The sequence below is a fragment of the Thalassolituus alkanivorans genome (assembly GCF_020447205.1).
Classification (GTDB): domain Bacteria; phylum Pseudomonadota; class Gammaproteobacteria; order Pseudomonadales; family Oceanobacteraceae; genus Venatoribacter; species Venatoribacter alkanivorans.
This window is the reverse complement of sequence record NZ_JAJAEL010000049.1, coordinates 359,469-384,025: the sequence shown is the minus strand read 5'-3', so window position 1 is coordinate 384,025 and position 24,557 is coordinate 359,469. Positions and strand designations below refer to the sequence as shown.

At 54.6% G+C, this 24,557-nt stretch carries 19 protein-coding genes; 3 read left to right on the top strand and 16 right to left on the bottom strand.

Annotated elements, in window-relative coordinates; all coding sequences use genetic code 11:
• Positions 1-149 precede the first annotated feature (149 nt).
• Genes plsX through rluC form a run of 6 tightly spaced genes read right to left on the bottom strand, consistent with a single transcriptional unit; the run spans position 150 to position 4,519 of the window.
• The gene (gene plsX, locus LGT44_RS19760) at positions 150-1,154 is read right to left on the bottom strand and encodes a phosphate acyltransferase PlsX (protein ID WP_230333691.1); all 1,005 of its coding nucleotides are present in this window, start codon (positions 1,152-1,154) and stop codon (positions 150-152) included.
• Position 1,155: 1 nt separating this feature from the next.
• Positions 1,156-1,341 (bottom strand): 50S ribosomal protein L32, encoded by a 186-nt coding sequence (rpmF, locus tag LGT44_RS19755; RefSeq protein WP_230333690.1) that lies wholly within the window; start codon positions 1,339-1,341, stop codon positions 1,156-1,158.
• A gap of 20 nt (positions 1,342-1,361) precedes the next feature.
• Positions 1,362-1,898, bottom strand: coding sequence for a YceD family protein (locus LGT44_RS19750; protein WP_145468781.1), 537 nt, complete (start codon positions 1,896-1,898; stop codon positions 1,362-1,364).
• Between the two features lie 30 nt (positions 1,899-1,928).
• Entirely contained in the window at positions 1,929-2,915 is a 987-nt protein-coding gene (locus tag LGT44_RS19745) for a S49 family peptidase (protein ID WP_230333689.1), read from the bottom strand.
• Positions 2,908-3,567: an HAD family hydrolase gene (locus LGT44_RS19740; RefSeq protein WP_230333688.1), complete on the bottom strand. Its 660-nt coding sequence runs from the start codon at positions 3,565-3,567 to the stop codon at positions 2,908-2,910. Before LGT44_RS19740 ends, LGT44_RS19745 begins: the two co-directional genes overlap by 8 nt.
• Positions 3,551-4,519 carry a 23S rRNA pseudouridine(955/2504/2580) synthase RluC gene (gene rluC / locus LGT44_RS19735; RefSeq protein ID WP_230333687.1) on the bottom strand — a complete coding sequence of 323 codons (969 nt, stop codon included), beginning with the start codon at positions 4,517-4,519 and terminating at the stop codon, positions 3,551-3,553. The genes LGT44_RS19740 and rluC overlap by 17 nt, the downstream gene beginning before the upstream one ends.
• 464 nt (positions 4,520-4,983) lie before the next feature.
• On the opposite strand from rluC, the gene rne reads away from it, so the two are divergent.
• Both rne and LGT44_RS19725 read left to right on the top strand, forming a co-directional pair.
• A complete protein-coding gene (gene rne, locus LGT44_RS19730) occupies positions 4,984-8,157 on the top strand; it encodes a ribonuclease E (protein ID WP_408033939.1) in 3,174 nt (1,057 codons plus the stop codon).
• 157 nt (positions 8,158-8,314) lie between these two features.
• Positions 8,315-10,210, top strand: coding sequence for a hypothetical protein (locus tag LGT44_RS19725; RefSeq protein ID WP_230333685.1), 1,896 nt, complete (start codon positions 8,315-8,317; stop codon positions 10,208-10,210).
• 82 nt (positions 10,211-10,292) lie between these two features.
• On the opposite strand, the gene LGT44_RS19720 is transcribed toward LGT44_RS19725, so the two are convergent.
• The 6 genes from LGT44_RS19720 to LGT44_RS19695 form a co-directional block, all read right to left on the bottom strand.
• Positions 10,293-11,081, bottom strand: coding sequence for a type IV pili methyl-accepting chemotaxis transducer N-terminal domain-containing protein (locus LGT44_RS19720; RefSeq protein WP_145468787.1), 789 nt, complete (start codon positions 11,079-11,081; stop codon positions 10,293-10,295).
• A 147-nt stretch (positions 11,082-11,228) separates the two neighbouring features.
• Complete coding sequence (prpF, locus tag LGT44_RS19715; protein ID WP_230333684.1) at positions 11,229-12,413, bottom strand: 2-methylaconitate cis-trans isomerase PrpF; 1,185 nt, start codon at positions 12,411-12,413, stop codon at positions 11,229-11,231.
• Positions 12,414-12,553: 140 nt separating this feature from the next.
• Positions 12,554-15,151, bottom strand: a complete 2,598-nt coding sequence (gene acnD / locus LGT44_RS19710; protein ID WP_225692751.1) for a Fe/S-dependent 2-methylisocitrate dehydratase AcnD — start codon at positions 15,149-15,151, stop codon at positions 12,554-12,556.
• A gap of 319 nt (positions 15,152-15,470) precedes the next feature.
• On the bottom strand, positions 15,471-16,601 hold the full coding sequence (gene prpC, locus LGT44_RS19705) for a bifunctional 2-methylcitrate synthase/citrate synthase (protein ID WP_230332087.1): 1,131 nt from the start codon (positions 16,599-16,601) through the stop codon (positions 15,471-15,473).
• A gap of 123 nt (positions 16,602-16,724) precedes the next feature.
• Positions 16,725-17,603, bottom strand: a complete 879-nt coding sequence (gene prpB, locus LGT44_RS19700; RefSeq protein ID WP_145468790.1) for a methylisocitrate lyase — start codon at positions 17,601-17,603, stop codon at positions 16,725-16,727.
• Positions 17,600-18,268: a GntR family transcriptional regulator gene (locus tag LGT44_RS19695; protein ID WP_145468791.1), complete on the bottom strand. Its 669-nt coding sequence runs from the start codon at positions 18,266-18,268 to the stop codon at positions 17,600-17,602. Before LGT44_RS19695 ends, prpB begins: the two co-directional genes overlap by 4 nt.
• 192 nt (positions 18,269-18,460) lie before the next feature.
• Between LGT44_RS19695 and LGT44_RS19690 the strand changes: the two genes are divergently transcribed.
• Positions 18,461-19,744: an FAD-dependent oxidoreductase gene (locus tag LGT44_RS19690; RefSeq protein WP_230332086.1), complete on the top strand. Its 1,284-nt coding sequence runs from the start codon at positions 18,461-18,463 to the stop codon at positions 19,742-19,744.
• 104 nt (positions 19,745-19,848) lie between these two features.
• Here the strand turns inward: LGT44_RS19690 and rraA are convergent, their stop codons facing one another.
• The 4 genes from rraA to ppsA form a co-directional block, all read right to left on the bottom strand.
• Complete coding sequence (gene rraA, locus LGT44_RS19685) at positions 19,849-20,340, bottom strand: ribonuclease E activity regulator RraA (RefSeq protein WP_145468793.1); 492 nt, start codon at positions 20,338-20,340, stop codon at positions 19,849-19,851.
• 64 nt (positions 20,341-20,404) lie between these two features.
• Positions 20,405-21,094, bottom strand: a complete 690-nt coding sequence (locus tag LGT44_RS19680) for a Rossmann-fold NAD(P)-binding domain-containing protein (RefSeq protein WP_230332085.1) — start codon at positions 21,092-21,094, stop codon at positions 20,405-20,407.
• 1 nt (position 21,095) lies between these two features.
• Complete coding sequence (locus LGT44_RS19675; RefSeq protein ID WP_230332084.1) at positions 21,096-22,067, bottom strand: alpha/beta fold hydrolase; 972 nt, start codon at positions 22,065-22,067, stop codon at positions 21,096-21,098.
• Entirely contained in the window at positions 22,068-24,437 is a 2,370-nt protein-coding gene (gene ppsA, locus LGT44_RS19670) for a phosphoenolpyruvate synthase (protein ID WP_230332083.1), read from the bottom strand.
• Positions 24,438-24,557 lie beyond the last annotated feature (120 nt).

Genomic DNA, 24,557 nt, shown 5'->3' with positions numbered 1-24,557 from the left:
ACTGTTGTACGAATTCTGAATAACGTTTCTGAATACGCGCTATCAATTGCGTTCCAACATCAGTGCCGAAAGCCGGACACATAATATGGAGAGCAATTGTTACAATAAATAGTCAACAATGCACAATATTATTGAATCAGATTCACCGCTCAATGATTTTGCAGACGATTAAGCTCGGCCAGCAAACGGGGTTTGTCGAAGCGCTCAACCTTCTGTAGCAGGTACTCCAGCGCATAGCGATAAGCGCGCTCGTCGGATTTGCCATGGGTTTTAACTACCACACCATCCAGCCCCAGCAGCAAAGCACCACCATGACGGGCCGGTGATATGCGCCGTTCAATGCGACCAATGGCCGGCGCCCAAAGGAATGACAGCCAGCGCAAAAACCAGGTATTGCGGAATTCGCTCTGCAGCTGCTCACTGAGCCATTCCGACAACCCTTCGCTGGCCTTCAGGGCGATATTGCCGGCAAAACCATCGGTTACCAGTACATCCAGCTCGCCGCGGTAGAGGTCATCACCTTCGTAAAAGCCGACATAGTAGTCCGGCATAATACGCTGCAGCTGTTCGGCCGCATGACGCACATTATCCGTCCCCTTGGTTGACTCGCGCCCAACATTCAGGAGACCAAGGCGTGGCGCCATCGCACACTGGGTGCAACTCCAGGCCGCACCAATACAGGCAAACTGCACCAGCTGATCAGCGCTGACACCTAAATTGGCGCCCAGATCGAGCATCAGCAGTGGTTTTTTGCGCGTGGGCAGCTGGGTTGCCAGCGCCGGACGGTCAAGACCAGGCAGCATCCCCAAAAGATGACGGGCAAGCACCATCAGTGCCCCGGTATTGCCAACAGAAAGCACACCCTGTGCGCGACCCTGCTGATATTCATGCAGCACCGCAGCCATGGTTGACTTCAGCCCCTGGCGCAGCATTTGCGCGGGTTTATCCTGCATGGATATCTGGGTTTCACAAAGGAGAATGCGTACCCGAGATTTACGGGAAGCAAAGAACGACTCCGCTTCATCAGCGAAGTCCTGAGTCACCGCCACAATCAGATGAACATCCGGGCGCGACTTGAGGAATTTCTTACAGGCCTGAAACGCAACGCGGGGACCTAAGTCCCCGCCCATTACATCTACCGCAACGGTAAACATATTAGTTGTTGCCAGTCTCCACGACTTTTTTGCCACGGTAGAAACCGTCAGCGCTTACGTGGTGACGACGGTGAGTTTCACCAGAAGTCGGATCGGTAGACAGTGCCATTACTGCAGTGTCCAGAGCATCGTGTGAACGACGCATGCCACGCTTGGAACGAGTTACTTTGTTTTGCTGAACCGCCATTTTAGGCTCCTAACTATTCGCTATTTCTGTTTGAGCTTAGCTAAAACGTCAAACGGGTTGGGTCGTTTGTCGTCTGAATCTGTTGTTTCCGGCTTCGACTCAGGTTGCTTAAACTGACAATCGCCTTCCGGGTGTGTTGGAAACATGGGCAGTGCCAGCAGCACTTCGTCTTCCATCACTGACCACAGATCCAGCTGACCATTTTCGTCAACTTCGACCGGCTCAAACCGTTTCGGTAATTGCTTGGCCTGATCATCGTCAAATACAAGTCCCAGCTGAAAGCTGCTTTCCACAGGAATGGTGACATTCCCGAGACAGCGCTGACAGATCATGACAACACTTGTATTACAGCTGCCCTGCAGTAACCGGTGCTTTTCCTGATCACGTTCGAAACGAATTTCGCAGTGAACAGGAGCGACGCAGTCTTCGACTGCTTCGTTAAGCCTGGTTAGCTGTTTGCTGTCAATATCGGCACTGAATTGCTGTCCAACAGTAACCAGTTTTACCGCATCAACACGCTTGGGAAGCTGAGCCTCTGCCATAGTGCGCGACATCATAGGTACGCAAAGCCCCTCTGTCAAAATTATTTAACGCAGACTCAGAGTCTGCTCAGTCAGCAGCGTCGCAAAGCCACGCCCCATACTTGCACCGAAGCGCTTCACCAGCTCATCCCAGGGGCTTGGCTGGTAGGTAAAGTTAACCAGTTCTTCGGTATCCAGTTTTTCCCGGGCAATCTGACTGCTGGATGCCAGCCCGTCAATCAGCCCCAGATCCAGCGCCTGCTCACCAGACCACACCAGACCAGAAAACAGATTCGGATCATCTTTCAGACGCTCACCGCGACCCAGCTTCACCTGCTCGATAAACTGCTTATGGGTAACCTTGAGCACGCCCTGCCAGAAGGCTTTTTCATCTTCATTCTCAGGCAGGAAAGGATCAAGGAAGCCCTTGTGCTCACCGGCAGTATACTGGCGACGCTCGACGCCGAACTTCTCCATCGCTTTCACAAAGCCAAAGCCGGAGCCCACCACACCGATAGAGCCCACCAGACTGGCTTTATCGGCATAGATTTCATCCGCCGCCGCGGCAATGTAGTAAGCGCCGGAAGCACCCAGATCCATAATCACCGCATACACAGGAAAATCAGGACGGGTTTCTTTCAGACGTTTGATTTCGTCATAGACGTAACCGGCCTGTACCGGACTGCCACCCGGGCTGTTAATGCGCAAAATTACACCCAGTGCCTTCTCATCATCGAAGGCGTCACGCAATGCACCAATAAGCGCATCAGCGCTGGCGTCCTGATCGGCAGCAATTACCCCATTCACCTCAATTACGGCCGCATAATTTCCTTCCGGCAGCATTTCTGTTCCATGCTCGCCCGGCATGCGCAGCAGCCAGATAATGGCGAACAGGTAAATAAAGGTGAGCGCTTTAAAGAAAATACCCCAGCGACGGGCGCGCTTCTGCTCGCCCTGCATATCCATCAGTACTTTTTCGATCAGCTTCCATTCTTTGCTGTTATCGTCCGGGCGGTTTGCCGGCTGATTCTGGTTAAGGTTTTCGTTATCCATTAATACGTATCCAGTCGTTAAGTTCTTGAATGCTATGGCAGATGGCCAGCGGACCACAAGCCAGAAGCACGCGATCATCATGCGCGCCATGCCCCATGGCCACAGACGCCATACCGGCAGCATTGGCCATATCCAGGTCGTAGGTGGTATCGCCGACCATCAGCGCCTCATCCGGCGCAATGTTCAGCTCACTCAGCAATTCCCTGAGCATCTGCGGATGCGGCTTCGAGCGGGTTTCATCGGCACAGCGGGTCGCAGCGAATCTGTGCCCTATTTTCAGGTCGCGCAGCATCCGGTCGAGTCCGCGCCGGCTTTTGCCAGTAGCAACCGCCAGTAAATGGCCCCGCTCAACCAGACCTTCCAGAAACTCCGGAGTTCCGGGAAAGAAGCCCATGGCAACCTGACTGTCAGCGACGAAATAGCGCGCATACACCTGCGTCATGGCCTGCAATTGCGGCTCATCAATCGCCGGCCATACCGTACGAAGCGCCTCCGGCAAGCCAAGACCAATAATGTTCTGTACTGCAGCATCTGGCACCTGCGGCAGTCCCACCTCGCCGGCGGCCTGCTGCATACTGTCAACAATGCGCTGGGTGGAGTCGACCAGCGTACCGTCCCAGTCAAAAATAATCAGTTTAAAGCGCAAACTCACACCCCGCCTTCTTTAAAATACTGCTGAATTCATCGTCCGGCAGCGCACTGATCTGCAGGCGCTCACCACTGTCAGGATGGCGGAAAGACAACTGCCAGGCATGCAGAAACAAACGCTTAACCCCCTGACGCTTGTCGATATCCTGCTGCGAGCGGTCGCAGTACTTCACATCACCGGCAATACTGCAGCCCTGAAACTGACAGTGCACCCGAATCTGATGGGTACGCCCGGTCACCGGCTCTGCTTCTATTAATGAGTAATGCGACCCCGAGGCCTTCAGGGTGGTTTTGGTCAGTGACGTTTTACCTTCCGGACTCACCATCACCATGCGCTCACCGGACTGGCGTTCAAAACGCAGCAGCGGTTCGCGCACTTCGGTCACAGAAGCAGGCCAATGCCCGTGCACCATGGCCAGATACTTTTTACTGATACCTGATTTGTTCGCCAGCATGCGCTGCAAAGCCGTCAGTACTGAACGCTTTTTGGCAATCATAATAACGCCCGAGGTATCACGATCGAGACGATGCACCAGTTCAAGAAAGCGATGATCCGGGCGCATTTTACGCAAGGCTTCAATCAGCCCCAGATTCACCCCGCTGCCACCATGCACGGCCAGCCCGTGGGGTTTATTCACCACCAGAAGACCATCATCTTCATGCAGGATGGCATTCTGCAGAATTTCCTGCAGTGCCGGTGATACATCCGGCGTCTCATCGCGCTCGGCAATCCGCAGCGGCGGCACCCGCACCACATCACCAGACACCAGGCGGGTATCCGCCTTCACCCTTCCTTTATTTACCCGCACCTCGCCTTTACGGATGATGCGGTACACCAGCGTCTTGGGCACACCTTTTAAAACAGAGATAAGAAAATTATCGACACGCTGACCATCGTTATCGGCGGTCACCGTCAACAGCGATACTTTACCGGTATCGATTTCGTGATTTGACATAGGTTCGAAGCAGCCCAGGCGGCGGATTTATTTGTGGTATGGCATTTGCGGGGCGCAACCAATGTTGCTATATTCGCCCACGGCCTTGGTCGGCACAGAGAAAGCGTACAACCCAGCCGACGATCAAGATCAGCCGAAAGGCGAGGCCAGGCCGATCAAGCGGCAGAGTATAAGGAAGAAGACATACTGTTAAAACTCTTCCTGACGAATAATTACGGCGAGCGCAGGCCAATGGCCGCCCGCCCAGTGAGATAAACCACGCAGCGACCTGCGGGCAATCTCGCATTATCAAATTATGGACAGTGTTGGTGCACAACAAACCAGAGGCACCACTGCGAGACAGGTCAGGCGACCCGAAAACGGCGCTGACAACTGCTGCAAAGCACCCATAAATATTTTGGTAGTGGCCGGAATAGTCCGGCATTGCCAGCCGGTACGTTGCCAGAACGAGCTTAACGTACAGCATGAAAAGAATGCTTATCAATGCAACTCAGCCTGAAGAGTTGCGTGTAGCCCTTGTAGATGGCCAGAAACTCTACGACCTCGATATTGAGTCCGGCTCCCGCGAGCAGAAGAAGTCCAATGTCTATAAAGGTAAAATCACCCGCATCGAACCCAGCCTGGAAGCCGCGTTTGTCGACTTCGGTGCTGAGCGTCACGGCTTTCTGCCACTGAAAGAAATTGCCCGCGAATACTTTGTTAAAGACCCAGGCCCAGGCCGCATCAACATCAAAGATGTGCTGCGCGAAGGTCAGGAAGTCATCATTCAGGTCGACAAAGAAGAGCGTGGTAACAAAGGTGCCGCACTGACCACTCAGGTATCCCTGGCTGGCCGCTACCTGGTACTGATGCCAAACAATCCACGTGCCGGCGGCATCTCCCGCCGCATCGAAGGCGACGAACGCACCGAACTGCGTGAAGCCATGAAAGGTGTGACCGTACCGGACAAAATGGGCGTTATCGTCCGCACGGCCGGTATTGGCCGCAGCGCCGAAGAACTGCAGGCTGACCTGAATTATCTGGTTCACCTGTGGGACGCCATCAAGCGCGCCTCCGACGAGCGCCCTGCTCCTTGCCTGCTGCTGCAGGAAAGCAACGTTATCATCCGTGCCATCCGTGACTACCTGCGTCAGGACGTCGGTGAAGTACTGATCGACACCGATGCCGCCTACGAAGAAGCTCTGGGCTTTGTGCAGCAGGTCATGCCGCACTACCAGAACAAGTTCAAGCGCTACACCGATGCCGTACCGCTGTTCAACCGCTATCAGATTGAAAGCCAGATCGAATCGGCCTTCCAGCGCGAAGTGAAACTGCCATCCGGTGGCTCTATCGTTATCGATCCAACCGAAGCCCTGGTGTCTATCGACATCAACTCGGCGCGCGCCACCAAAGGTGCCGATATCGAAGAAACCGCACTGAACACCAACCTGGAAGCGGCCGACGAGATTGCCCGCCAGCTGCGCCTGCGCGATATGGGCGGCCTGGTAGTGATCGACTTTATCGACATGCTGTCCAGCAAGAATCAGCGCGAAGTTGAAACCCGCCTGAAGAAAGCACTGGAAGTGGATCGTGCCCGCGTACAGGTTGGCCGTATTTCCCGCTTCGGTCTGATGGAAATGTCGCGTCAGCGTCTGCGTCCGTCGCTGGAAGAAACCAGCGGCCACGTATGCCCGCGCTGTAACGGTACTGGTGTTGTGCGTGATATTCAGTCTACCGGTCTGTCAATTCTGCGCCTGATCGAAGAAGAAGCCGCAAAAGAGAACACCGGACAGATCCGCGCCATTGTGCCGGTATCCGTTGCTACCTTCCTGCTGAACGAAAAACGCACCCTGATCGCCGGTATCGAAGCCCGTCACGGCAGTAAAGTCGTGGTTCTGCCGAATCCGAACATGGAAACACCGCACTACGAAGTATTGCGTCTGCGTCCGGATGACAGCCTGATCGGCGAAGTCAGCTACGAACACAAGATGGAAGAAGAAGAGACCGAATACGGTCTGGATCTGACCATCCGCGAAACCAGCAAAGTACAGCAAGCTGCGGTTAAAGCCGGTGCTCACAGCGTTCCTGCCGCTGCACCGGTTGCAACGACAAGCGAAGCAACAGCCAGCAAAGGTCTGTGGAGCAAAATTGGCAGCGCCCTGTCTGCGCTGTTTGATGGCGGTGAAAAGCAGGAAGAAAAACCTGCGCCGAAAAAAGCCCGCGAAGAAAGCAGTAACGGCCGCAATGAGCGCAACCGTAACGAACGCAACCGCAATGACCGTGGCCGCAACCGCAATCGTAACGAGCGCAACCGCGATGACCGCAGCGATGGTGATAACGAGCGCGGCAATCGCAGCGAAACCCGTAGCGAAAGCCGCAACGAAGGTCGTGGCGAACGCTCCGGTCGCAACCGTAATGACCGCCCTGCCCGCAATCGCAACGATAACCGTAACGACGGTGAACGTAACGACAACCGTGCCGAGCGCAATGAAGCCGAAGCCAGCAACGAACCACGTGCACCACGCCGTGACCGCAGCGGCAATCGTGCACCACGCAACGAAGTCCGCAATGACAAAGTTGAACTGACCGAAAACGAAGCAGCCAGCAGCGTAGTGGCCAGCGAAACCGCCGATGCCGGTAACCGCAGCAGCGAAGGCCGCCCAGAGGGTCGTCGTCGTCGCAACCGTGGTGAACGGGGCGAGCGCAACAATACCCAGGCTAACACTGCCAACACTGAAGAAAACAGCAACGAACAGGCCGCTGAAGAACAGGCTGTAGTAGCTGCAGATAGTGCTGTAAGCGAAAATGCAGCACCCCCTGCCGATGCCGGTAACAGCACGGATGCGGGCAGCGAAAGCAACGCTGATGAGAATGGCGAAAAGACAACCCGCCGCTCACGTAACAGCCGTCGCCGCAACCGCAACCGTGACGACCGCCCGGCCAAAGCCGGTGCCGCTGAAGCAGACAACGGGGAAAACACTGACGCCAATGCAGCGGATGCCGCTGTCGAAGCAGCCAATGCTGAGACCAGCGAAGTAAAAGCAGAAACCGCTGAGCAGTCAGCAGCTGTTGAAAGTGCTGATGCTCAGGAAGCCGTAGCGGAAGTTCCGGCGACTGAAGCTCCTGCAGCTGCAGAAACCCAGACTACAGAGGCTCATACCACTGAAACTCTGGCCACTGATACTCAAGTCACTGAAGCCCCTGCTGCTGAAACACAAACTGCAGAAGTACAGACTACTGAAGCAGCTGAAGCGCAGGAAGCTGTCGCTCAGCCAGCTGAAGGAACGGCCTCCCAGCCTGAAGTGACTGTTGCTGAGGAAAAACCAGCCGCCACAGAAAAGGCCCTGGCAGAAGCAACCGAAGCAGAAACAAGCGAAGCAGAAGTAACGACTTCTCAGGAAGAAGCAGCTACAGCAACCCAGGGCAATGATCGTGCATCCCGTCGTGGACGTCGTCGCAACCCGGGAGGTCGTGCGCCTAATGATCCGCGCAACCGCCGCAATGCGGATAGTGCGGAACAGGCAGCAGCACCGGCCGAGCAAGCCGTTGCAGAGCCAGCTGCCGAATCTGTGGTTGTAGCTGACGCTGAACCAGCGGCAGAAACCACTGCGGCAACTGAAGCTGAAACAGCAACAGAAGCCGACGAGCACAACAAGTAACACCGACAGGCGACAACGTACGTCGCCGTCTGTTACTGACTGAAAACCGCCTCCGGGCGGTTTTTTTATAGCCCGCAAAAACGTTTCACTGCTGACTGACGAGACAGTTATCAGTAATATCCTCACCCGAATCAGAAATTTTCAGCAAGGACGATCCATGGCCAAAGCCCTATCCATTATGCCCGTCGCATATTCAGCCAAGCAGCCTTATTTACAGCTGCTGCTGGCACTGATCATCTGCACAATATTCAGCCAGAGCGCCAGTGCCGAGTCGATGACCATGGTGCGTGAGTACACCTACAACGCCAGCGAAAATGATTCAAAGGTTTCCGCCCGCAAAGCCGCCCTGCAACAACTTCAGGTGCTGTTAATTGAAGAAGTCGGTGTACAGGTGCAATCCAGCTTCAGCAACACCGAAACCCTCGATAAAGAAGAATTCAGCCGTACTGTGCAGGCCAACTACCAGACATTTGCCAGCGCGCTGACAAAAACAAAGATCCTTGAAGAAAAATGGGATGGCGAAAATTTTTACCTGAAAGCGGAAATTGAAGTCGACCCTGATGGTTTAAGCACCCAGATTGCAACCATTATTGGCAGTGGTGGTAAAAACCCCTGTGACGCCGTACGTGAGCAGGTAAAAATCACATTACATAAAGCCCCAAGCCCGGATAAAAATGCCGAGCTGGTCGCTTTTGCATTAAAAGCGCCTTTCGATAACGACTGCAACGACTGGCAATATAACGTGCTCTACTCCCTCACCCAGAGCCGCTATCCCGCTACTGGCTACCGGGACTATCTGTTTGTCCAGCTGGCACAGATTGCACCGCATAATCTGTCCGAATATCTTCCAGGCATCGCAAAATACGCCATTACCAAAGATAACGGCATCACACCAACTGAATGGGAAACCATGCTCAGCAGCCTGCAGCGCCTGCCAGAAGACCGCCTGCAGCCTCTGCTGTCAGCGTTATCCAATTACAGCGATAAATCCCCCGATGATACGCGCAGCGGTAAGCCCAGCTATCAGCCACAAACCGCGCTACAACTGAAAAATCAACTGCAGTCATTGATTCAGGCGGCAGAAAAAGGAAAAGTCGGCAACCCTGCCCTGAGCGCTGGGGAACTGACCGCACGCATTATTAAAGCCAGCGCTTATCGCCAGCCGGCTATCGGGGCTGAATTATTCCAGCAGTACAGTGGCGAGCTGCCGGACATTAATGACATGGTTAAACCCATTACCGATTTTTATAAAAACCAGCTGAAGGCAGCCGGCAACCAGGAACTGGCCAGCAACAGCTTTAATCTGCTGCTGGAAAAACTGAACGAGCAAAAAGACACCCTCAACGACAACACTGCCAAAACAATGTATTACCTGCTGACAACACTGGAACGTAACGCCGAAGAAAATCAGCAGCAGGCAGCATTAATCGAGAATATACTCGGCCGCTATCCAAAGCTGTTTGCTCAGATCATCAAAGGCCAGCGCATTAATGAGGTACAGAAGAACCTGTGGTTTATCCGTTATAACCTGCCCGACTCCGAAGCCTGTACGCCAAGAGAATGTGCTGACCGGTTATTCGGTGACGGCAATGCCATGGAATTAAATGCTTACGGAGAGTATCTGGTTGCTTACGGAACGCGCGCGGCGGCTTCAGAAGACCTCGTTATCCGTAAATTGGAGCGTGTGCGCGTGCAGGCCAGCGGCCCTTACCGCACGACCATGAAACGCCATCTGATCACCGTACTGGGAAATATCCGCACCCAGGATTTACGCGCACAGGAACTATTGATAGAAAGCCTCGGCGATCTTGATCATAAAATTCCGGAAGAGGCACAAAACGCCCTGATTAAATTAGGCAGAGGTGTGCAGGAAAAGATGATGTCGATGATTTCCACCTACGAACCTCTGGTGCAGCGCCGCATGGTTGAGACCTTAGGAAAAATGCAGCCGGATACAGACATTGTGAATTTTCTTAAACGCATTCCTCAGAACGATCAATATATGCGCTTTGCCGTTGAAGATGCACTGCGCGACCAGCAGCGGGCGCTTTAAAAAACATAAGGCACAGCCTTTGGGCTGTGCCTTAGCTTGTATGCCCACTACCATGTACAAATATTTCAGCGACGCTCCATACTCAGAGATTCATCAACTCTTCATATTGATGAGTAATGGCATCCATTTTCCACAAAATGGATTCTGTCGTTACAGCGATAACCGTCGGCACATAACGGCCTTCCTTATTTAAGGCAAAACCGGTCTGGGAAAAAGTCCATTGCGAATCAACCCTGGCCAACGCCTGACGAATCTGTTCGGTACTCTCAGGGCTACCCTGCAATTGCGTCATGGCCAATGAAAATTGCTGCACAGCCTGCTCAAATTCGGCCTTTAACCCCTCATCCTGAACATTCCAATAAAGAGCAAAATAAGCTTTGGCAATTTTCTGCGATAGCATCCGTTGTCGTCCGGCAATATTAATCAGCAGAGCTTCGGGCCTGTTGGTGGCTTGAGTAATGGCCTGACTGATGGCATGAGTAGTTTGCTCACATAAAGCCAGCAAGCGATTATTATCCTGCAACAAGGTTTTTGCCTGATCTTTTTGTGGTGTGGACAGCAGCATCTGGCGCTGCTGTTGCCACAAAGATTCGATCTGGCGTAACGATTTTTGCAAATCAGAATCTGCAGCATAATCAAGCAGCTGCTGCAAGTGTTGTTCAAATTCCGCAACACTTTCATCCAATTGCTGATGGGCCTTATCGGGGCGAATAGCAGCGCCAACCGCCAGATAATTTTTCATAACCCGCTGCGACAAATAACGCAGACTACCGGCATAATTAACGGCTTCCGCATCATTTAACCTCTCAGCAGCCTGACTTACCCCAACGCCTGGCAACAGCAACAAAAGAACCAGCAAGAACCGACGCATACATTAGCCATCCATATAAAAAGATTACTCATGTTAAATACGTCGTAAGGTCAAACCCTGACTTACAGCAAGACCGAACCTTTGCCATACGGGCCATTAATGAGTATGGAGTACTCCGGCCGGAGTACCCCTATAAGGAATGTTGCTTCAGAGATGGATGTTGTCGGCAGGAATATGCACATTACCTTCCATAATTATCCGCGCACTGCGGCTCATTACAGCTTTGGTCGCCGTCCATTCGCCATCAACCAACGCCGCCGCTGCACCCACGCGTAATGTACCGGACGGATGACCAAAGGTTACGGAGTCACGTTCGGTACCGCCGGCCGCCAGATTCACCAGCGTACCAGGTACCGCCGCCGCCGTTGCGATGGCCACCGACGCCGTACCCATCATCGCATGGTGTAATTTCCCCATGGATAACGCACGTACGCAGACATCGATATCGGCTGCAGAAATCTGTTTGCCACTGGATGCTTCGTAATCCGTTGCAGGTGCCACGAAAGCAATTTTCGGCGTGTGTTGGCGCGCAACCGCTTCGGAAATGTCGGCAATTAAACCCATTTTTACCGCGCCGTAAGCACGCATGGTTTCAAATTTCGCCAGCGCTTCGGCATCGGAATTAATGTCTTTCTGCAGCTCGGTGCCTTTGTAACCAATATCCGCCGCATTGACAAAAATGGTCGGAATACCGGAATTAATCATGGTGGCTTTGAACGTACCAATGCCCGGAACTTCGAGATCATCGACTACGTTACCGGTCGGGAACATAGAACCTTCGCCATCCGCCGGGTCCATAAATTCAATCACCACTTCCGCTGCCGGAAAGGTTACGCCGTCGAGCTCAAAATCGCCGGTTTCCTGCACCTCACCATCGGTGATCGGTACATGGGCGATAATGGTTTTCTGAATATTTTTTTGCCAGATACGCACAGTACAAATGCCGTTGTGCGGAATACGATCGGCCGCGACCAGACCTTTGGCAATGGCAAATGCCCCAACGGCAGCGGTTAAATTACCGCAGTTACCTGACCAGTCCACAAAAGGCTTATTAATCGACACCTGGCCGAATAAATAATCCACGTCGTGATCCGGCTGTTCGCTTTTCGCCAGAATAACGGTCTTTGAGGTGCTGGACGTGGCACCGCCCATGCCATCGATCTGCTGACCGTACGGGTCTGGACTGCCAATAACACGCAACAGAATGTTATCGCGCACGTCTCCCGGTACCTGAGCCGCTTCAGGTAAATCGGTCAGGCTGAAAAATACACCCTTAGAGGTGCCGCCACGCATATAGGTGGCCGGAATTTTAATTTGTTTGGACATAGTCATTTCTCTTTCAGGACGTTACTGAAAACGTCGATGCCCTTAAAAGAAAGGTGGGCAGTGCCCACCCTACTTTGGATTTTTTAAAACGCCGCAAAACTATATTTTGCGGCGTTTCGGAAGCGTTAACGAGGCAGTCTGCTTCGTTATTCGCCCTGCAGGAAGTCCTGAGCGAACTTCTGCAACACCCCGCCGGCACTGTACACATCCACTTCCGCGGCGGTGTCCAGACGACAGGTCATCGGTACTTCAACTACTTCACCATCTTTACGGGTAATCACCAGTGTCAGATCGCAACGCGGGCTCAGATCGCCTTTCACGTCGTAGGTCTCAGTACCATCCAGGCCCAGAGTCTTGCGCGTGGTGCCGGCTTTGAATTCCAGCGGCAGTACGCCCATGCCGATCAGGTTGGTGCGGTGAATACGCTCGAAGCCTTCGGCAGCAATTGCCTCAACACCCGCCAGACGCACGCCTTTGGCAGCCCAGTCACGGGAAGAACCCTGACCGTAGTCGGCACCGGCGACGATGATCAGCGGCTGCTTGCGGTTCATGTAGGTTTCAATCGCTTCCCACATACGCATCACCTTACCTTCCGGCTCTACGCGCGCCAGAGAACCCTGCTTCACGTTGCCGTTTTCATCCAGCACCATTTCGTTCAGCAGTTTCGGGTTAGCGAAGGTTGCACGCTGTGCCGTCAGGTGGTCACCACGGTGAGTTGCGTAAGAGTTAAAGTCCTCTTCCGGCAGACCCATTTTGTGCAGATATTCACCCGCCGCACTGTCCATCATGATGGCGTTGGATGGCGACAGGTGGTCGGTGGTGATGTTGTCCGGCAGCACAGCCAGAGGGCGCATGCCTTTCAGTGTACGCTCACCGGCCAGAGCGCCTTCCCAGTAAGGTGGACGGCGGATATAGGTGCTCATCGGACGCCAGTCGTACAGAGGGCTGATGGCCTTCTCTTTGGCACCCAGATCAAACATCGGAATGTAGATCTGACGGAACTGCTCCGGCTTCACGCTTTCTTTAACGATGGCGTCGATTTCTTCATCCGATGGCCAGATATCCTTCAGGCGGATTTCTTTACCATCAACGACCGCAAGCACATCCTTTTCAATATCAAAACGAATAGTACCGGCGATGGCGTAGGCCACGACCAGTGGTGGCGATGCCAGGAACGCCTGCTTGGCGTACGGGTGAATACGGCCATCGAAGTTGCGGTTACCGGACAGTACCGCCGTGGCATACAGATCACGATCGATGATTTCCTGCTGAATCACAGGGTCCAGCGCACCGGACATACCGTTACAGGTAGTACAGGCGAAAGCCACAATACCAAAGCCCAGTTTTTCCAGTTCCGGCAGCAGGCCGGAGTCTTTCAGGTACAGCTCGGCCACTTTGGAGCCCGGCGCGAAGGATGATTTCACCCATGGCTTGCGGATCAGGCCCAGCTCGTTGGCTTTTTTCGCCAGCAGACCGGCGGCGACCACGTTGCGCGGGTTAGAAGTATTGGTACAGGAAGTAATGGCGGCGATGATGACCGCACCATCCGGCATCAGACCTTCGGCTTCCTGTGCTTTGGCCGCATCCAGATTACCGGCAATACCTTTGGCGGCCAGGTCAGCCGTTGATACACGGGCATGCGGGTTAGACGGGCCTGCCATATTACGGCCGACAGCCGACAGGTCGAAGCTCAGTACACGTTCGTATTGCGCGGTTTTCAGCGCATCGGCCCACAGACCGGTTTCTTTAGCGTACTGTTCTACTAAGGCCACCTGCTCAGGCTCACGGCCGGTCAGTTTCAGGTAGTCGATGGTTTGCTCATCGATGTAGAACATCGCTGCGGTCGCACCGTACTCCGGTGTCATATTGGAAATGGTTGCCCGGTCACCGATGGTCAGACTGGACGCACCTTCACCGAAGAATTCCACATAAGCACCCACCACGCGCTCTTTACGCAGGAACTCGGTCAATGCCAGCACGATATCGGTGGCGGTAATGCCAGGCTGGCGTTTGCCCTTCAGCTCAACACCAACAATATCCGGCAGACGCATCATGGATGGCAGGCCAAGCATCACGGTTTCGGCTTCCAGACCACCCACACCAACAGAAATAACACCCAGCGCATCGACGTGCGGGGTGTGGGAGTCGGTGCCGACACAGGTATCCGGATAGGCTACACCATTGCGCGCCTGAACCACCGGCGACATTTTCTCCAGGTTGATCTGGTGCATGATGCCGTTACCTGCCGGAATCACATCCACGTTGTCGAATGCGGTCTTGGTCCAGTTAATAAAGTGGAAACGGTCTTCGTTACGGCGCTCTTCGATCTCGCGGTTTTTGGCGAAGGCATCCGGATCAAAACCGCCGCATTCAACCGCCAGCGAGTGGTCAACGATCAGCTGAGTCTGCACCACCGGATTGACTTTGGACGGATCACCGCCCTTTTCAGCGATGGCATCACGCAGACCAGCCAGATCGACCAGAGCGGTCTGACCGAGAATGTCGTGACATACCACACGCGCCGGATACCACGGAAAATCCAGATCACGCTTACGCTCGATCAGCTGCGTCAGGGCATCGGTCAGCAGTTCAGGCTCACAGCGGCGCACCAGCTGTTCGGCCAGAATACGGGAGGTATATGGCAGGCCGTCATAGCTGCCAGGTTTAATAGCATCGACCGCGGCACGGGTATCAAAGTACTCCAGTGCGGTGCCGGCCAGTGGTTTACGGAATTCGGTGTTCATGGGGTGTTCTCTCAAAAAAGCCGAACTGCCCGCAGGCAGTTCATACCAGGGCCTGTCGACACTAATTAAACAGGCCTGTTATTGGTTAAAAATTTCTCAGGCAAGGCGCTGAGAGTGTGGCCTAACGGGTTAAGCGAACGAACAGCAACGCAGGATGAGGGATTTTTAGCCATAACCCTTCGGGCTGAGGCCAGTTTTCCCCATTAACGTCGTCGTTCGTCATTCATTTAGCCCGCTAATATCACTCCTCTCTCCTCGTTCTGAGAAAAACTGGTTCTCAGCAGGCCTGATTCACTTAGTGTCGACAGGCCCTGGATTCTTAACGCTGGGCAATCGCCGGTACCGGGCGGAACTCTTCACCGGTATATTCCGCGCTTGGGCGGATAATGCGGTTGTCGGCGCGCTGCTCCATCACGTGCGCTGCCCAGCCGGTCAGGCGGGAGCATACGAAAATCGGGGTGAACAGCTTGGTTGGAATGCCCATGTAGTTGTACGCCGAGGCGTGGAAGAAATCGGCATTACAGAACAGTTTCTTCTCGCGCCACATAACGGCTTCACAACGTACGGAAATATCGTACAGCGAGGTATCACCGTTCGCCTTGGCCAGCTTTTCAGACCATTCTTTAATCACGGCATTACGCGGATCAGATTCAGAGTAAATCGCGTGGCCAAAGCCCATGATTTTTTCTTTGCGTTCCAGCATACCCAGCAGTTTTTGCTCAGCATCTTCCGGATCGTTCATACCTTCAATCAGCTCCATCGCTGCTTCGTTGGCGCCGCCGTGCAGCGGGCCACGCAGGGAACCAATGGCACCGGTTACACAGGAGTGCATATCACTCAGGGTGGAAGCACACACACGGGCGGTAAAGGTAGAAGCGTTAAATTCGTGCTCGGCATACAGCGTTAATGACGCGTGCATCACCTGAGTGTGCAGTTCAGAAGGCTTTTCGCCATGCAGAGTCCACAGGAACTGCTCAGCGATAGAATCTGCAGCGGTTTCAACCTCGATACGTTTGCCATTGTTATGGCTGAAGTTGTACCAGTAGTTGATCATGCCCGGGAACAGCGCCAGCATACGGTCGGTGGCATCCTGCTGCTGATCAAAGCTTTCTTCGGTTTCGAGATTGCCCAGCATGGAGCAACCGGTACGCATCACGTCCATCGGGTGCGCTGAAGCCGGAATACGTTCCAGTACTTCTTTTAATGCCTGCGGCAGAGCGCGCATGGATTTCAGCTTGGCTTTGTAGGCGTCCAGCTCAGCCTGATTCGGCAGCTTGCCTTTCAGAATCAGGTACGCCACTTCTTCAAATTCACACTGTGCGGCCAGATCTTTTACGTCATAGCCACGGTAAGTCAGACCAGAACCGGATTTACCCACGGTCGACAGTGCGGTTTTACCGGCAACCTGACCACGCAGGCCGGCACCACTGAGTTGTTTTGCTGCTGCCATTACATTCTCCTGTCAGAGCCGGCCATGTTACCGGAGGCCTTGCTGGCCATTCCGGCAACCTCGCCACGCTCTTTTTCTTAGTGAAAATTTTAAAATTATCGGTTTGCGCTAACGGCCAAACACTTATTTGTTTTTGCCTTCCGCAAACAGCGCATCCAGCTTCTGCTCAAAATCGTGGTAGTTCAGGTAATCGTACAGCTCCATACGAGTCTGCATGATGTCGACCACCTTGCGCTGGTCACCCTCTGCCAGGATGCTTTTATACACGGTTTCTGCGGCTTTGTTCATCGCACGGAAAGCGCTCAGCGGGTACAGCACCATGGCCGCGCCCCACTCACCCAGCTGTTCACGGTTCCACAGTTCGGTCTGGCCAAATTCGGTGATATTTGCCAGCAGTGGTACATCCAATGCTGCAGAGAATTTACGGTAGTCATCTTCGGTTTTGATTGCTTCGGCGAAAATACCGTCGGCACCAGCGGCTACACAGGCCTGAGCGCGCTCGATGGCAGCATCCAGACCTTCCTGCGCGAACGCATCGGTACGGGCCATGATAAAGAAGCTGTCGTCGTTACGGGCATCGACACAGGCTTTGATACGGTCAACCATTTCTGCCTGAGAGACGATTTCTTTGTTCGGACGGTGACCACAGCGCTTCTGCATCACCTGATCTTCAATATGCACGGCTGCGGCGCCGGCTTTTTCCATCTGCTGGATGGTACGGGCAATGTTAAACGCACCGCCCCAGCCGGTGTCGATATCCACCAGTAATGGCAGACTGCTGGCGGAGGTGATGCGACGCACGTCTTCCACCACGTCATTGAGCGAGGTCATACCCAGATCCGGCAGACCGTAAGAGGCGTTTGCCACACCGCCACCCGACAGATAAATGGCCTGATGACCAATACGCTCCGCCATCATCGCCGCGTAAGCGTTAATGGTGCCGACAATTTGCAGCGGTTTGTTATCCGCCAGTGCTTTACGGAATTTCTGACCTGGAGTCATGAGTGACCCTCCTCTTCAGCTAATCGATTTTCCAGATTGGTCAGCGATGCCTGGATATGACGTCGCATCAGTAATTCAGCCAGCTCGGCATCACGCGCCGAGATAGCTTCAACAATTCGTTGGTGTTCCTGCAGTGCCTGCAGCGGGCGCTTGGCGCTGGTACTGGTCTGGTAGCGGTACATACGCACGATGTGGTACAGCTCGCCGCACAGCATCTGATGTAAACGGTGATTCTGACTGCCTTTGATGATGCGGTAATGAAAATCGAGATCACCGGCTTTCTGGTAATAGGCCTGCCCCTGCTCAGCCGCAATGGAGGCTTCATGCTCCTGCAGCAGGCCGTACAGCTCCTGAATCTCGTCATCGCTCATGCGCAGTGCTGCCAGACGGCAGGCCATGCTTTCCAGCTCAAGACGCACTTCGTAGATATCCCGCAGCTCAGCCAGACTCAGCGATACCACGCGGGCACCGGCATGGGGAATACGCACCACCAGATGACGGGCTTCAAGCTTCTGAATGGCTTCGCGCATCGGCGCGCGACTGCCACCATAACGCTCAACCAGGGTCTGCTCCGACAATTTGGTGCCCGGACGCAACTCACCACGCACAATGGCGGTAGTCAGTTCCGCGAACACTTTGTCGGCCAGCGTTTGGTTATCATTCATCAGCTTTGTCTACAATACTCTTTAAGTTTGGCTAGGTTACGCCGATAAAATCATATTTCAAGCGAATTAAGACTAAGATTGTATACAATCATCGAGGGCAGCCAATAAAACAGCAAAGTTGACAGCGCAAACTCTGGGATCTGCCCAGGCTTTGCGCTAACCTCGGCGCAGATTTCACAGGAAAGTGCCTTCATGCCTGCCCAACCCGCCGCTCCATCCACTCCCATTAATCGCCAGCGTATCGCCATTATTGGCTCCGGCATTGCCGGCCTGAGCGCCGCCTGGCTGCTGAGTCGCAACCACGACGTCACGCTCTATGAACGCGCCGCGAAGCCGGGTATGGGCATCTACAGCGTAGACATTCCCTGGGCTGACAAAAGCACATCCATTGATATTCCTCTGCGGGTTTTCACTCCGGCGTACTATCCCAGCCTGCTGCGCCTGTACCGCGATGCCGGCGTGCGTACTGAAACCACCGACCATGCCGCCGCTTATGCCGATGCCGATAACCGCCTGTTTTTTCATTACGGCAACCTGCAGCTGGGCAAGCGCAGCCTGAGCTTCCCCAAGTTGCTGAACGGCCCATTGCTCGCCCAGCACCTCAACCTGTTCAACACGCTGCAGCAACATAAACACAGTCCGGATACGGATCAGCAGAGCTTCGGTAGTTTTCTGCAGCAGCACAGCCTCGACAACGATTACTGCCGCCAGATATTGCTGCCGGCACTGGCGACCGTGTGCACCTGTGACTACGACGACGTACTGGCCTACCCGGCGGACATTCTGATCAACTACCTGACCTGCGGTGTAATGAAAGACGGCCTGATGCGCGCCAGTGGCGGAGTTGATGAGGTGGTCGCACACCTGCTGGAAAGCAACGTCAGCCTGCGTACCGCAACGGCCATTGACCATATAGAAGAAGACAATCACGGCGTGCGCGTCTGCAGCGGCGCACAAACCGCTGTGTTTGACCGCGTGGTTATTGCCACCCAGCCGCATCACGCCAGCCAGATCCTCAGCAAGCTGCCCAGCGCCCAGCCACGCTGCCAGCAACTGCAGCAGATCCCGGTGGTTGAATCACGCATGCAGCTGCACACCGATACTTCACTGCTGCCCGCCAGCCTGATGCCGCTGGCGCCGGTCAGTTATTTCTTACCGGGTGACGAAAACCGCCCGGAAGCCACCGTCGATCTGGCCAAAGCCATTGGTCATCTGCGCAACGGCCCGGCCATTCTGCAGGTGTGGAACCCGCTGCGTGCGGCCAATCCGTCAAGTGTGCTCGCCGATGTTACTTTCAGCCGGCCACTGGTTACCCTGCAGAGCCGTCAGGCGGTACGCGAGCTGCGCCGCCAGGACGCCAGCCAGCGTATTCTGCTGACCGGCTCTTATCTGTGCGATGGCATTCCGTTGCTCGACGGTGCCGTTGAAAGCTCTCTGCGCGTAGCGCACCTGATTGGCAGTTCACGCGCCTGGTAGCTGACCACAGCAAATCCCAGACACAAAAAAGCCGGCGCAATGCCGGCTTTTTTGTTCGCTCTCAGATGCGCGTGAGGCCGCCTTATTCCGGCATGTTCAGCGTCTTACTCCGGCATGCTCAGCGCCTGAGGAGACACGATGATGCCGTTGTTGTCGGCGTACACGAAGTGACCCGGTACAAATTCAACACCACCGAATTTAACGGTAACGTTCACATCACCCAGGCCGCGCTTGTCGGTTTTCAGTGGGTGAGTCGCCAGCGCCTGAACGCCCAGATCGGTCTGCATGATAACGTCGACGTCACGGATGCAACCGTAAACGATGATGCCTTCCCAACCGTTTTTCGCCGCTTTTTCAGCCAGCATATCGCCCAGCAGCGCGTGACGCATGGAGGCGCCGCCGTCCACAACCATCACTTTGCCTTTGCCGTCGGTATCAACCAGCTCTTTTACTTTGGAGTTATCTTCAAAGCACTTAACGGTAACGATTTCGCCACCAAAAGACTCGTTGCCACCGTAGTTGTTGAACATTGGCTCAACCACCTGAATCAGCTCAGGGTAGGCATCGCACAGATCCGGAGTTACGTACTGAGTCATTTCTTTGTCCTTACTTGTGATGGAGGATAATAAAATTCTGTTGTCTGCCTAAGCCTATTCAGGCTCAGGCCAGACGTTTAATGTCACGCACGCGATAGCGCATAACGGATGATTCGGAGCCAGATTCAGGTTCAGACTCAGAGCCAAGTTCAGAGGCTGAAGCAGCCGCCGCAATCATAGCGCGGGCAATACGCTCACCCGCCAGCGCCTGCACATTACCAAGCAGCGGCAGGCGTAATATCCAGCCACTCAGGTGTTCAGCCAGACGAAAATCGTCGCGCTCGCCCAGCAACAGTGATGGCTGCCAGATCTGCAGCCGGGGCAGATTCATCTGCTCCAGCGCCTGCTCCATATCGCCTTTGACGCGGTTATAGAAAAATGGCGAACGGCGGTTGGCGCCCAGCGCACTAACCACCGACACCAGTTCAGCGCCCTGCTGTTTAGCCCAGGACGCACAATCGACAACCAGCTGATAATCCACCTGACGCAATCCGGCCTTACCTGCCTTGGTCTGGGTCGTACCCAGCGCGCAGAACATCAGATCAACGGGCTGCTGGCTGGCAAACAGTTCGTCGTAAGTCAGCACCTGAATGCGTTTATCTGCCGCCAGTTGCGGATATGCAGCACACCATTGTTGTGACTGACGCACAGGCAGCAATATGTGCCCGACCCAATCCGTCAGCAACAGATTGTCCAGCAAGGCACGGCCAATCAGCCCGGTACCGCCAGCCAGCAACAGGCGCCGCGTGCCCATCTCAGGCGCCAGCCTGTTGACCAAGCTGACTCAGCCAGCGCTGAATACGCGGCCAGACTTCCGTCGCCGCCTCTTTGCTGACCACCATATCGACATGGCCATAATCGCGACTGAAACCTTCAGCTTTGCCCAGCAACAGATTGTCTTTCTGCGTCCCGCCATACAGGGACGCAAAGCGCAGACAGGCTTTCGCCGGGTCGGATTTATCTGCCGCGGCGGCAACCGCCAGCAACGGCAGATCAGCCCCCTGCTTCCAGGCTGGCAGCAGCCTGAGCTTTTCACTGCGGATCTGCCAGCGGCCAAACAGGCTGTGACGCGCCAGATATTCATTCACCAGACCGGCCGGCTCATTTTCCGGACCGATGCCCAGCTTACGACCATCCAGCTCAGCCTTGCTTTTTACCAGCACGCGCAGCACCAGACTGGTGAGTGGCAGCCACAGGTACCAGGGCCGGCGCACCACCTGAGTGCCCAGCAGCACCATGGCGCGACTGTTATCCGCATGCAGGCGACCGGCAGCCACGCTGCTGGAAATAATCACACCGCCCAGCGAATGACCGATCCAGACCGGCTTCTGCCCGCTCTGTTCGTGCACAAAATCGTTCACCGCCGGAATATCGCTGAGCACATAACGCTCCAGCGTATTGCGCACATAATCGTGGTTGCGCGGTGACAGGCCATGGCCACGCTGCTCCATCAGCCAGACATCAAACCCCTGTTCGAGCAGATAGCGCGCCAGCCCTTCCCCCTTATCGGACAGCCAGAAGCCGCGATTGGTAAAGCTGCCATGCAGCAGAATCAGTGGCTGGCCACTGTGTCCGCCACGGGAGCGCAGGCCAAGATGCGAAACCGCGATCTGGACGCTGCGGTCCGGATCGCGGTTGTGTTTTACCAGATAAACGTCTTCGGTGAGATCGCCCAGAACATCCGCTCTGAGCAGGCTCACCGGAAATAATTCACTGCTGCTTTTCATTCAGGAATTTTTGTCCGCCAGGAAGAACCAGGTATCCAGCACGGAATCCGGGTTCAGTGACACGCTGTCGATGCCATGCTCCATCAGCCACTTGGCAAAGTCCGGATGATCCGATGGCCCCTGACCACAGATACCGATGTATTTACCGGCTTTCTTACAGGCGTTAATGGCATTTTCCAGCAGTGCCAGAATGGCTTCGTTACGCTCATCGAACAGGTGCGCAATGATGCCGGAGTCACGGTCCAGACCCAGGGTTAACTGAGTCAGGTCGTTGGAGCCGACAGAGAAACCATCAAAGAACTCAAGGAACTGCTCGGCCAGAATAGCGTTGGCTGGCAGCTCGCACATCATGATCAGCTTCAGATCATTTTCACCGCGCTTCAGGCCGTTTTCTTCCAGCAGGTTAACAACCTGCTCGGCTTCGCCTACGGTGCGCACGAAGGGCACCATGATCTCGACATTGGTGAAGCCCATTTCGTTACGGACTTTTTTCATCGCCCGGCACTCAAGCTCGAAACAGTCACGGAAGTTTTTCGAGATGTAGCGTGACGCACCACGGAAGCCCAGCATCGGGTTTTCTTCTTCTGGCTCGTACAGGCGGCCGCCAATCAGGTTGGCGTATTCGTTGGATTTGAAGTCAGACAGACGCACGATCACGCGCTTAGGCCAGAATGCCGCCGCCAGCGTTGAAATACCTTCCACCAGTTTTTCAACGTAGAAATCCACCGGGCCGGCATAACCGGAAATGCGGCGCTCAACGGTAGGCTTCACTTCTTCCGGCAGATTGTCGAAATTCAGCAAGGCCTTCGGGTGTACACCGATCATACGGTTAATAATAAATTCGAGACGCGCCAGACCCACACCGGCATTCGGCAGGCCCTGGAAGTCGAAGGCACGATCCGGGTTGCCGACGTTCATCATGATTTTGAATGGCAAATCCGGCATCTGATCGACGCTGTTGGTGCGGATATCAAAATCCAGAGCACCTTCGTAAACAAAGCCGGTGTCGCCTTCCGCACAGGAAACGGTAACATCCTGGCCATCCTGCAGCTTGGAGGTGGCATCTTCGCAGCCAACCACCGCCGGAATACCCAGTTCGCGCGCAATGATCGCGGCGTGACAGGTGCGGCCACCACGGTTGGTTACGATAGCCGCCGAGCGTTTCATTACCGGTTCCCAGTCCGGGTCGGTCATATCGGCAACCAGTACATCACCTTCCTGCACCTGATCCATCTGATCGATGCTTTTAATGACGCGTACTTTACCTTTACCGATGCGGTGGCCAATGGAACGGCCTTCAACCAGCACGTTGCCGGTTTCTTTCAGCAGGTAACGCTCCATCACGTTTTTGCTGGCGCGGCTCTTCACGGTTTCAGGACGGGCCTGAACGATGTAGAGCTGCTGGTCATCGCCATCTTTGGCCCATTCGATATCCATCGGACGGCCGTAGTGCTTTTCAATAATCATTGCCTGACGGGCAAGATTTTCGACCTCGGCGTCGGTTACCGAAAAGACCTGGCGCAGCTCACGGTCAACACGCTGGGTTTCTACCGACTTACCAACGGCGGCTTCTTTGTTGTACACCATCTTAATGGCTTTAGCGCCGAGGTTACGGCGCAGAATTGCCGGGCGTCCGGCCGCCAGGTTGTTCTTGTGAACGTAGAATTCATCCGGATTAACTGCACCCTGCACCACGGTTTCGCCCAGGCCATAGGACGAGGTGACAAACACTACCTGATCGAAGCCGGATTCAGTATCCAGGGTAAACATCACACCGCTGGAGGCTGTTTCAGAGCGCACCATGCGCTGAATGCCGGCCGACAGTGCCACCTTATGGTGGTCGAAGCCCTGATGATCACGGTAGGCAATTGCGCGGTCATTGAATAAAGAGGCGAACACATCACGGATGGCATGCAGGACGTTATCAATACCGACGATATTCAGGTGGGTTTCCTGCTGACCGGCAAAGGATGCATCGGGTAAATCTTCTGCGGTTGCGGAAGAACGTACGGCAACCGCCATTGCCTCATTGCCTTCCTGCAGTTTGGCGAAAGCGGTACGGACATCGGCTTCCAGCTGCGGTGGCAGTGGTGCGTCCAGAATCCAGTTACGGATTTTGGCGCCGGTTTCGGTCAGGGCACGGATATCATCGACGTTCAGATCATCCAGCGCCTGCTGAATGCGGCTGTCGAGACCTTCGTAACTTAAGAATTCGCGGTAGGCGTCGGCGGTGGTGGCGAAGCCGTTGGGCACGGAAACTCCGGCGCTGGTCAGGTTGCTGATCATTTCACCGAGCGAGGCATTTTTACCACCTACCCGCTCGACATCGCCCATGGATACCTGATCAAACCAGAGTACGTAATCTGTCAACGTCTTTCTCCTGTAATGTCCAACGCCTGTGTTCTGTCTCGCCACACAGGACATAATCACCTAAAATCGCCTGCTGCGGCGAACGGCTGCGTAATACTAAGGGCAGAGGGAACAAATTTC